Here is an 11,360-nt window from a genome sequence, read left to right as displayed (position 1 = left end):
ATGTTCACACTTATCGGTTCGTTGAATCTGATTTTTAAAGAACTTTTCGCTGTTTGATCAGCGAAGGATCGAAATCATATAGAAGTCGTTTCCTTTTGTCAAGTGCTCGTGAAAAGAATTTTTAATTTCGATTCAGAGCTGCTTGTTTTTTGCTGCCTCGTTTCCGAAGCAGGATGCGAATTATGGAGAAGAGAATTCGCTTTGTCAAGAGTTCCGAAAAAAATAATTTTTGAATCCCTGGATATGGAAAAGCCGTCCGGTCCCGATGCGGGAGGACGGCTTCTGAGCAATCGATTCGGATCAATCAGCCGAGCGGCGCGATCTTTCCTTCTGCCTCAAGCTCCTTTCTGCGGGATTCCTTGAGAACATTCACCCAGACATGGCTTCTTCCGGTGCTGTCCTCTTCAAGGTAGACGCCCTGGAGCTCGGGGCTGAATCCCGGGAACCGGTTGATCCCCTCCGCGAGCGCAAGGAAGTATTCGAGCACCGGACCGCCCCATACTTCACCCGGGACGCAGCAGATGACGCCGGGCGGGTACGGGAGCGCTCCCTCGAGCGCAATGCGGCCTTCAGCCTCCTCGAGCGGCACGTATTCGGCATTCCCGCGCATGAATTCGAAGTGCGCGGTCTGGGCGTCTAGCGCGATCTTCGGGAAATGCGCCCGGCGGAACATCGCCTTCTGCAGGTCCTTGATGTTGTATTCGCGGCAGTAGTCGTGCATTTCCTGGCAGATTTCGCGGATGCGGTAGCCTTCGTAGCGGTTTTCGTGCGCGGAATAGACCTGGGGAATCACGTCCTTCATGAGCGCATCGGCTTCAAGAAGCTTCTCAAAGCGCGCAATCTGCGTCGTGAGGGACGAAATCTTAGCTGTCGTCTGCGAGGGCGTGAGCAGGAAGAGAATGGAATTCAGGTCGCACTTCTCAGGCACGACGCCGTGGGCGCGCAGATAGTTGGCGAGAATCGTCGCCGGAACGCCGAAGTCCTCATATTCGCCCGTTTCGGTATCGATGCCGGGCGTCGTGAGAAGGAACTTGCACGGATCCACAAAATACTGATTGGCGCCGTACCCCTCAAAGGCGTGCCAGCGTTCGCCCGGCTTGAACTGGAAGAAGCGCTGGTCCTTCGCAATCGTCTCCGTCGGATAGCTCTCCCAGGGACGGCCCGCCACGAGCGGGGGCACAAAGGGCTGAATGTAGCTGCAGGTGCGCTTGATCTGCTTTCTTGCCTCAATGCCGATCTTCACGCACTCGTCCCAGATGCGGAGCCCCGAGACGCCCGAGTGCATCTTGGCATTGATGTCGATCGACGCAAAAAGCGGATAGAAGGGGCTCGTCGAGGCATGAAGCATGAAAGCGTTGTTCACCTGCTTGTGCGAGACGTAGCGCTCCTGCCCGCGCACATGAGCGTCCTTCTTGTGAATCTGCGAGGTCTGGGAGAACCCCGCCTGCTGCTTATGCACCGACTGCGTGACGAAGATGCCCGGATCCTCGGGCTTCAGATCAAGGAGCAGAGGCGAGCAGTCCTTCATCATTGGGATGAACTGTTCGTAGCCCACCCAGGCCGAGTCGAAGAGGATGTAGTCGCAGAGATGACCGATGCGGTCGAGCACCTGGCGGGCGTTGTAGATCGTGCCGTCATAGGTGCCAAGCTGAATCACGGCGCAGCGGAAGGGACGCGGCGCCTCAGCGCGCTTCGGATCCACTTCCGCGGCGAGCTTTCTCAGTTCCGCCTCGTCGAAGCAGTGATTGTCGATGCCGCCGATGAAGCCGTACGGATTGCGGGCGGTTTCAAGGTAGACCGGACGGGCTCCTGCGAGAACGAGCGCGCCCTGGTGGCAGGATTTGTGGTTGTTGCGGTCGAAGAGCACGAGGTCGCCCGGCGTCAGAAGCGCCGAGAGAACAACCTTGTTCGAGGTCGACGTGCCGTTCAGAACAAAGTAGGTCTTGTCGGCATTGAAGACCTTCGCGGCATGGGCTTCAGCCGCATAGGCCGCACCCTCGTGAATGAGGAGGTCCCCCATGTCGACGTCGGCGTTGCAGAGGTCGGCGCGGAAGATCGTTTCGCCGAAGAAGTTGGCGAATTCGCGGCCGGCCGGATGACGGCGGAAGAAGGCGCCGCCCTGGTGGCCCGGGCAGTCGAACTGCTCGTTTGCCGTGCCCACGTAGCGCCTGAGGCTCCGGAAGAAGGGCGGGAGAATCTTCTCTTCATAACCTGAAGCCGCATCAATCAGCTGACGCACGAAGAAAGGCTCCTCCACCGGATCGTCGTTGACGACGCCCATGCAGCGGCCGATCCATTCGTCGGGCACGTAGCGGCCGCGCTCGACGAAGATGAAGATTGGAATGCCGAATCCATAACCCTCAACGCGGTCGAGCTCGCCGTTCTCCGCGTCCTCGACGGACATCAGAACGACGCCGGTCTCCGTCATCTCCGCTTCGGAGAGACGTACAACCTGACGATCCTGGGGAAAGTCCTTGAAGGAAACATTGTCACTCACTGCAATTGCAAGCTTCTGCATGTCCTGAAGTCCTTTGGGAAGAATGACGCGCTCTACTCAAGCGCTGATGGGTAGTGAAAAAGATCCGGGGCTCTGCTCCTCCGAACCGGGGGAAGCAGAAAAATGCGAAGTATATCGGCGACGAGCGCCCATTTTCTATTGTCGCCGATAGCGGCGCTGAGGAGCGCCGAAAAGAGAAGAAGACCGTCTTCCGGGATTCCCCGTCCGACGGTCTTCTTGCTTCTCACTGAGCTCTTCCCTGCTCCATCTCGTCTATGGGAGGGAGCAGGTCATTCGCGGACTCAGCCGACCCACTTCCTCGCGTTGCGGAAGATCCGCATCCAGCCCGAGGCGTCGGTCCAGTCATCCGGATGCCAGGAGAGCTCGATTGCGCGGTGGCTGCGCTCGGGGTGCGGCATCATGATCGTGAAGCGCCCGTCATCCGTCGTGAAGGCGGTGAGGCCGCCCTTCGATCCGTTGGGGTTCGCAGGATAGGCTTCCGCAGGCTTCCCTGCGCCGTCCACGTAGCGCGCTGCCGCGCGCGCGAGCACCGCATCATCGGCATTGAGGTATTCCACCCTGCCCTCGCCGTGGCTCACGACGATCGGAAGGACGGAACCCGCCATGCCGGAGAAGAGGATGGAGGGCGATTCGAGGAGCTCAACCGCAGCGAGGCGCGCTTCGAACTGCTCGGAGCGGTTTCTCACGAAGTTGGGCCAGTGCTTCGCGCCCGGAATGAGGCCGCGCAGACGGCTCATCATCTGGCATCCGTTGCAGACGCCGAGGCCGAAGGTATCGGGGCGGGAGAAGAAGGCCGAGAACTCTTCAACGAGCCTGTCGTTGTTGAGGATCGTCTTCGCCCAGCCGCCGCCGGCGCCGAGCACGTCGCCGTAGGAGAAGCCGCCGCAGGCGGCAAGTCCCTTGAAGTCGGCAAGATTGAGGCGCCCCGAGAGAAGGTCCGTCATGTGGACGTCCCAGGCTTCAAAGCCCGCACGCGTGAAGGCGGCGGCCATTTCGGTCTGGGAGTTGACGCCTTCCTCGCGCAGGATCGCGATCTTCGGACGAACGCCCGTGTTGATCATCGGGAGCGCAACGTCTTCGTCGACGTCGAACGTGGTCTTTGCAAAAAGACCCTTGTTCGACTCGTCGGCGACGGCGGCGAATTCCTGATCCGCGCATTCCGGGTTGTCGCGGCCGCGGGCGATTTCATGCGAGACCTCGGTCCAGGCGCTCTGGAGCTCAGCGCGCGGGAAGCTCGCGAGCACTTCGCCCTCGCGGACGATTTCAAGCTTGTCTTCCTCGAGGAGCTCGCCCACGAAGTGGCAGCAGTGCGAAAGGCCGAAGGCGCGCATCTGCGCGACCACTTCTTCCGTACGATCCGCCGGGATCTGAATGAGGGCGCCGAGTTCCTCGTTGAAGAGGGTATTGAGCACCGTGGCTCCCTTTTCCTGGAGGAGCGACGAGAGATCAAGGCGAATGCCGATGCGGGAGGCGAAATTCATTTCCGCCGCGGCGGCAAAGAGGCCGCCGTCGGAGCGGTCGTGATAGGCGAGAACGCACCCGGCGAGCTCGAGCTTTCTCAGAGCCGTAATGAAGCGGCCGAGAAGCGCCGGATCCTCGCAGTCGGGCGCCTCGTCGCCGAAGCGCTGCGTCGTCTGCGCGAGGATCGAGCCGCCCATGCGGTTTTTGCCCTGACCGAGGTCAACGAGGACCAGAACGGATTTGTCGACGCCCTTGCCGCGGCGAAGTTCGGGCGTGAGCGTGAGCGCCGCATTGGTGACCGGAGCAGCGGCGGAAACAATGAGGGAGACCGGAGACGTGACCGTCTTCTTCTCGCCCGCTTCCGTCCAGTTGGTGCGCATGGAGAGCGAGTCCTTGCCGACCGGAATCGAAATGCCGAGACCGATGCAGAAGCGGCTTGCCGCCTTGACGGCGTCAAAGAGCCGCGCGTCTTCGCCCGGAGCGCCGCAGGCGGCCATCCAGTTGGCCGAAAGCTTCACGCGGGGGAGCTCGATATCGGCAGCGGCGAGGTTCGTGAGCGCTTCGCCGATCGCCATGCGGGAGGCGGCAGCCGAATTGATGACGGCGAGCGGCGTGCGCTCGCCCACGGCCATCGCTTCGCCGCGCAGCGTCTCGAAGCCGAGCGTCGTGACGGCGCAGTCCGCCACCGGCACCTGCCAGGGACCGATCATCTGGTCGCGCGCAACAAGGCCGCCCACCGAACGGTCGCCGATCGTGATGAGGAAGGACTTGCTCGCCACCGACGGATGACGGATGACGCCGTAGGCCGCGTCCTCAAGATCGATGCCTTCCTCGGCAAAGGGCGTAAGGAACTTCTTCTCATGCTTCACATCGCGGTGCATGCGCGGGGCCTTGCCGAGAAGCACTTCCATCGGCATGTTGACGGCATCGGCTTCGCCCGGACGCTCGACGAGAAGATCAGCCTCTTCCGTAATGCGGCCGATGACGGCATAGGGGCAGCGCTCGCGCCTGCAGAAGGCGTCGAAGCGTTCGAGCCCCGCCGGGTCGAGCGCGATCACGTAGCGCTCCTGCGATTCGTTGCACCAGACTTCGAGCGGCGACATGCCGGTCTCTTCAACCGGAACCTTCGAGAGGTCGAAGCGCGCGCCCTTCCCTGAAAGGTCGGCAAGTTCAGGCATGGCGTTCGAAAGACCGCCCGCGCCCACGTCGTGAATGGCAAGAATCGGGTTCTTTTCGCCCATCGACCAGCAGCGGTCGATCACTTCCTGCGCACGGCGCTCCATTTCGGGGTTGCCGCGCTGAACGCTGTCGAAGTCGAGCGCTTCGGAATTGGCGCCCGTATTCATCGAGCTCGCGGCGCCGCCGCCGAGACCGATGCGCATGCCCGGGCCGCCGAGAACAATCAGAAGGCTTCCCGCCGGGGGAACGAGCTTCTTCGTCTGATCGTCGCGGATGCTGCCGATGCCGCCCGCGAGCATGATGGGCTTGTGGTAGCCGTAGCGGGTGCCGCCCACGTTCGCTTCAAAGGCGCGGAAGTAGCCGAGGAGATTGGGACGGCCGAATTCGTTGTTGAAGGCGGCGCCGCCAAGCGGGCCTTCGGTCATGATGGAGAGCGGGGTCGCAATGCGGCCGGGCGCGCCGTAGGCCTTGGCGGAAGCTTCGCCCGTCGCGCAGTCCGTGTCGTTTTCCCACTTCTGCGGCGCTTCAGGGAGATGAAGCGCGGAGGTCGTGAAGCCCGTGAGGCCCGCCTTCGGACGAGCGCCGCGGCCGGTCGCGCCCTCGTCGCGGATTTCGCCGCCCGAACCGGTGGAAGCGCCCGGGAAGGGAGAAATTGCGGTCGGGTGGTTGTGCGTTTCAACCTTGAAGACGGTGTGAACGCGTTCGGTTTCGCGGCGGAAGGTCGCGCCGAAGGGATCCTTTTCGTCGGGACGCGGATAGAGGCGGACCACATCGCGGCCTTCGAAAATGGCCGCATTGTCGGCATAGGCCGTGATGGTTCCGAGGGGCTGCGCCTTATGCGTATCGCGGATCATGCCGAAGAGCGTTTCCTCGCGCTCTTCGCCGTCGATGGTCCAGCGGGCATTGAAGATCTTGTGGCGGCAGTGTTCGGAATTGGCCTGCGCGAACATCATGAGTTCGACGTCGGTCGGATCGCGCTGAAGGCGCGTGAAGGCGTCGGCAAGGTATTCAACCTCGTCCTCGGAAAGCGCAAGACCCATCGAGAGGTTTGCGTCCTCAAGGGCCTTCTTCCCTTCCGCCATCAGCGGAACGGTCTCCATGGGCTTGCCCGCGAGATCCGTGAAGAGGTTTTCGCGCGGATAGTCGACGGGAACCACGGACTCCGTCATGCGGTCATGCAGAAGAGCCAGAAGCGCGCCGCGCTTTTCTTCCGACAGTTCGGCGCCCTCATTGAGCGCGATCGTGAAGATCGTGCCGCGCTCAACGCGGAGCACCTTTTCGATGCCGCAGTTGCGGGCGATGTCGGTAGCTTTCGAAGCCCAGGGCGAAATCGTGCCGAGACGCGGCACCACCAGAGCTTCGAGAGAGGCCGTAATGGCCTTGTCGGGGCCCGGGCCGTAGTCGAGAAGCGACGCGAGGCGCGAGGATTCGGTATCCGTAAGCTCGTCCGAGGCATGCACAAAATGAATGAAGCGGCTCGAAACCGCTTCAACGGACGGCTCAACGGCACGAAGCGCGCGAAGAAGACGTTCTTCACGGAAGTCCGAGAGCGCACGGGGGCCTTCAAGGTCAAAAACGATGCCGGCAAGGGACGCCATAGCTGCTGATTCCTGTGGAAGGGAAAAAATCGGGATCCTGTCCGCTTTGAGCCGCGAGCGCGGGGAGAGAGCGTCAGGAAAATTAGGGATAGCCTTAGATTATAAAAGACCCGCTCCATGCAAGGATCTTCGGCCGCAAAGGTTTTGAGGATCTCTTTTCAGCGTTCGCAAAATCCCTTGAGCCCCGGCAAAACCTGCAGCCTGCCGGGGCTCTTTCTTACTGGCGTCGGATCCGCCGCGGGTTTCCCGCGAGCGCTCGCCGGCGCTTAAACCGGCCAGTCCTCAAGCTTCTCCGCCGCATCCCAGAGCGCCCATTCGAGGCGGCTAGACGTGAGGTAGTTTTCCGTCATGCGCGCACGACCTTCCGGCGTTTCCCCGCGGGCAAGCCGGTCCGCGAGCGCGACGGCGCTTTCGACCGTCTTCGAATAGGCCGGGTCGCCGTAAGCGGAAAGCCATTCCCGGTACGGGTTCTCCGCCCTGATGTTTTCAGCGATGAAGCGGCCCGCGGTCTCATACATTGTGAAGCAGGGAAGAAGCGCCGCCCAGGCTTCGCCGGCGGTGCCTTCCTCTGAAGCCTTTGCTTCCCAGGAGGCGTAGAAGAGCGTCGTCGGACGAAGCCTCATGAAAGGAGCCGTGTCGCGGCCGGCGCTGAACTTTTTGAGAAGATCCAGCGTCCAGGTCTCGGTGCCTGCCGTGTCTTTGATCCATTGCGCGAGGAGCGAGCGGTCTTCCGGGTTCTCAAGCTTTGCGCAGGCGCGCGAGAGGCTCGCCGCATAATTTTTGAGGTAGCCCGCATTCTGAGCGAGGTACCAGAGAATTTTGTCCTTTTCGATGGTGCCGTCCGCAAGCGCCTTCAGAAAAGGATGATCAATGACGGCGCGCTCAATGGGACGGGCGCGTTCAAAAGCTTCCGCGGACCAGGAAGCCGCAGCATGGGACGCTGCATTGGCCCGAGGAAGAAATGCAAAGCCGAGAAGCGCCGCAGACTGACTGAGAAGCGTGCGGCGGGAAGTGAGGAATGTCATGAGGCAAAAGCTGCAGATTTGACTGCAGCCGGAATGAAGGGATGAAGCGAAGCGCCTTCATCGGGGAAAACTGCGCCTTTTTGGAACCCACCACTTTAATGCTCCCGGCGCTGTCCGGCAGACCGGTCATTGCGGCAAAAAGATCCCCGGCCGCGCTCAGGCTGACCGGGGTTCCTTTTATTGTTCATTGAATCCAGCGCCTACACCAGGCCAAGCCAGCTCCAGTAGGTAGCGGTAAGAAGCAGAACGAGGAGATAGGCGGCAGCCGTGAGGATGATGCCCGTAAAGGCAAAAGTCTTCACGTCGAATGCGCCCGTCGAGTAGGCAATCATGTTCTGCGGCGCGTTCACCGGGAGGATGAAGCCGAAGCTGATCACGTACTGCAGAATCATCGTCATGCCGAGGATGTTGACGTTCGGATCCTGAAGTTCGCCCAGGACCGCGATGATGATCGGAATGATGGCCGAAGCGAGCCCGGCCGCGGAAGCAAACCCCAGGTGAACGATGATGAGGAAGGCCGCCATGATGGCGATGACCGCAAAGGTCGAGGCGTCGGCGAGGCTGAAGCCCGTCACGATGCAGTTGGCAAGCCACTGCGCGGCCTTGGTCGAAAGAAGCGCGGAGCCGAGCGAAATGCCGACGCCGAAGACGAGGACCGTACCCCAGTTGATGCGGTCGACCGTGCCCTTCCAATCCATGACGCCTGCTCGGGGGAGCATCAGGAACGCGATCGCGCAGACGGTGGTGGTCGTCGTATCAAAGGGATGGAGCTTCTTTTCGGTGATCCATAGGCAGAGAAGGATGAGGGAGACGATCGTGAGCTTCCATTCATTGGCGCTCATGGGACCGAGGTCCGCGAGCTGCTTTCTGACGGCGGCTTCGCCGCCCTGGAAGGGTTCGACGCTCCTTCCCAGAAGCTTCGTCACGACGAAATAGAGAACGACCGACATGAGCGCGGCAAAGGGCGCCGCGGCGATGAACCAGTCGAGCCACGAGATTTCCTGACCGGTAATGTCTCGGATGAAGTTGACGGCGACCATGTTCTGCGCGGCAGCCGTCTTGATGCCGACATTCCAGACGGAGTCGACCTGCGCAACGGTGATCATCAGCATCGCGCCGAAGGCGGATTTGATCTGCAGGCCGAAAGCCCGGATCATGCCGATCACGATCGGCACTAGGCACGCCACGCGCGCTGTGGTCGAGGGCACGAAGAAGGAGAGAATGAAGCCGCAGAGGATGATGCCGATCACGACGCGGTTGGGCGTGGCGCCGATTTTGGAGAGCGTAAAGAGCGCAATGCGCTTGTCGAGCCCCGTTCTCATCATGGCGGCGGCAAGAAAGAGCGCCGCGCCGACGAGACAAAAGGCAGGCGACGAAAAGCCCGTGAGCGCCGTCTTCATGCCGGCCGTGGTGCCGATGATGCCCGTTCCGTCGGGTTTGGGCGAGAGACCGATCAGAACGGCAATGAGCGCCATGATGAGACCGCCAGAAACCGGGAAGGAGACCGCAGTGCTCGACCAGGTGATCACGGCGAAGACCATGATGCCGATCATGCGCTGTCCGGCAACGGTAAGTCCCTGCTGCTCGGGCGCGAGGCAGATGAGCGCGAGCGCAATAAAGGCGAAGATGAGGCCGAAGCGCTTGAAGAAGCCGGGCTTCGGCTCCCCGGCCCTGCCGGCATCAAGAGGCGCCCTCGCGGAATTGACTTCCGTTGAGGGCGGACGGGAATCTGTGGAGAGATTGGCGGCACTCGTCATGGTTGTCTGATCTTTGTTGTGTTGGAGCGGGAAAAGAGAAAGGAGCAAGAACCGTGCCGGATGCGTCGGCTTCAGAGGAGAAGGTCCCTTGAGAAGGCTTTGCCTTGCCTGCTGCCGACCCGCCCTCGTCCAAAATTCATAGGGAGAGCAGGCGTCCGGCCGAAAGAGCTGCTGCAGAGAGAAGCCTCATCGGAGTGAAGGACGTGCGCGCACGCACCAAATCAATGCATTGAAGAGAAAATCCTGCTCGCTAAAGGTGAAGAAAAGGCGCCGGTCTTTTCACGGATCCGGCGCCCTTTCTGCTTCAGGTCAGAGGAAAGAGACCCCCGTCATCGCCAGGAGCGGGCGGTGCGCTCCTCGCGCAGTTCCTTGAGCCAGGCATCAACGGCCCTCGCGCACTCGCGTCCTTCAGCGATGGCGTTGACGACAAGCGACTGCCCGCTTCTGCCGTCGCCCGCGGCGAAGACGCCTTCGGAAGCCGTGCGCCAGGCGCCCGCGCCATGAACCGGCGCCTCGATGCTTCCGCGCTTGTCGGTGCCGAGACCGAGCGCTTCGACGAGGCGATGAGAAGGATGCGCGTAGCCCATGGCGATCAGCACCACGTCCGCAGGAATTTCCTTTTCCGTGCCTTCAACCGGCGTGATCTTTCTCCCCGGTCCCCAGGTGACCTCAACGGTCTTCACGCCCGTCACGGCGTCCTCGCCCGTGAAGGACGTGGTGCTCGTGGAGAAGAGCCTCACGCAGCCTTCCTCCTGCGAGGTGGACGTGCGCTTGATTTTCCGCCAGTCGGGCCATTCCTTAAGGAGATCCGCCTTTTCGGGGAGTTCGGCGTGATAGTCGAGCTGCGTCACGGATTTGGCTCCGAGACGGTTCGCCGTGCCGATGCAGTCGCTTGCCGTTTCGCCGCCGCCGATCACGACGACGCGTTTTCCGCGCACGTCGATCGGATTGGGGACGCCTCCGGCATTGACCCGGTTCTGCGCGATAAGGAAGTCGAGCGCGAAGTGGATCCCCTTCAAGCTCCGGCCGGGAAGCGGCAGGTCGCGGGGCACCTCGGCGCCGAGCGCGAGGACGACGGCGTCGTTCGCCGCAGAGAGCTTCTCGATCGAAATCGTGTCGACGGAATCATCGTGCACGCCGTTTTCGAGCGTCTCATCGTTTCTCCCCGCGCTCACGCGGGTCGAGAGGACGAACTTCACGCCTTCGCGCACGAGCTGATCGAGCCGTCTGTCGAGCACTTCCTTCGAGAGCTTGAAGTCGGGAATGCCGTAGCGCAGAAGCCCGCCCGCCTTGTCCATCTTTTCGTAGACCGTGACCTCGTGGCCCGCGCGCACAAGCGCCTGGGCGCAGGCGAGCCCCGCGGGGCCCGAACCCACCACGGCAACCCGGCAGCCGGTCTTTGCGAAGGGGAGCACCGGCTGCACGAGCCCGTGCTCGAAGGCGTATTCGGCAATCTTGCGCTCGATCGACTTGATGCCGACCGCCTCGCGGTGGATGCCGAGGGTGCAGCTCTCCTCGCAAAGCGCCGGGCAGATGCGTCCGGTGATTTCGGGGAAGCTGCTCGTCTCGGAGAGCACCTCCCAGGCGCTCTGATAGTCCCCGTCCGTCACGTACTGCTGGAAGTCCGGCATCTGGTTGTGAAGGGGACACCCGTGCGAGCAGAAGGGAATGCCGCAGTCCATGCAGCGCGCCGCCTGATCGTGCGCCTCGTCGTCGGTGAGCGTCGAAATGAATTCGCGGAAGTGATGAATGCGGATCACCGCGGGTTCATGCTTCGGCTCAATGCGCTCGTACTTGAGAAAACCTTTGTCGAGTCCCATTT

At 61.7% G+C, this 11,360-nt stretch carries 5 protein-coding genes; all 5 read right to left on the bottom strand.

Annotation, left to right across the window (positions count from 1 at the left end; translation table 11 throughout):
- Positions 1–304: 304 nt before the first annotated feature.
- Positions 305–2,518 carry an ornithine decarboxylase gene (speC, locus tag Q0106_RS00160; RefSeq protein ID WP_297607399.1) on the bottom strand — a complete coding sequence of 738 codons (2,214 nt, stop codon included), beginning with the start codon at positions 2,516–2,518 and terminating at the stop codon, positions 305–307.
- Positions 2,519–2,799: 281 nt separating this feature from the next.
- Positions 2,800–6,756, bottom strand: a complete 3,957-nt coding sequence (purL, locus tag Q0106_RS00155) for a phosphoribosylformylglycinamidine synthase (RefSeq protein WP_297607398.1) — start codon at positions 6,754–6,756, stop codon at positions 2,800–2,802.
- 266 nt (positions 6,757–7,022) lie between these two features.
- Positions 7,023–7,781 carry a TenA family protein gene (locus Q0106_RS00150; RefSeq protein ID WP_297607396.1) on the bottom strand — a complete coding sequence of 253 codons (759 nt, stop codon included), beginning with the start codon at positions 7,779–7,781 and terminating at the stop codon, positions 7,023–7,025.
- Between the two features lie 200 nt (positions 7,782–7,981).
- The gene (locus Q0106_RS00145; protein ID WP_297607394.1) at positions 7,982–9,538 is read right to left on the bottom strand and encodes a DASS family sodium-coupled anion symporter; all 1,557 of its coding nucleotides are present in this window, start codon (positions 9,536–9,538) and stop codon (positions 7,982–7,984) included.
- A gap of 329 nt (positions 9,539–9,867) precedes the next feature.
- Positions 9,868–11,358, bottom strand: a complete 1,491-nt coding sequence (locus Q0106_RS00140) for a glutamate synthase subunit beta (RefSeq protein ID WP_297607392.1) — start codon at positions 11,356–11,358, stop codon at positions 9,868–9,870.
- Positions 11,359–11,360 lie beyond the last annotated feature (2 nt).

This window comes from uncultured Sutterella sp. (assembly GCF_937923675.1).
Classification (GTDB): domain Bacteria; phylum Pseudomonadota; class Gammaproteobacteria; order Burkholderiales; family Burkholderiaceae_F; genus Sutterella.
Note: the sequence above shows the minus strand (reverse complement) of the source record. Positions and strands in the feature narration are given on the sequence as shown.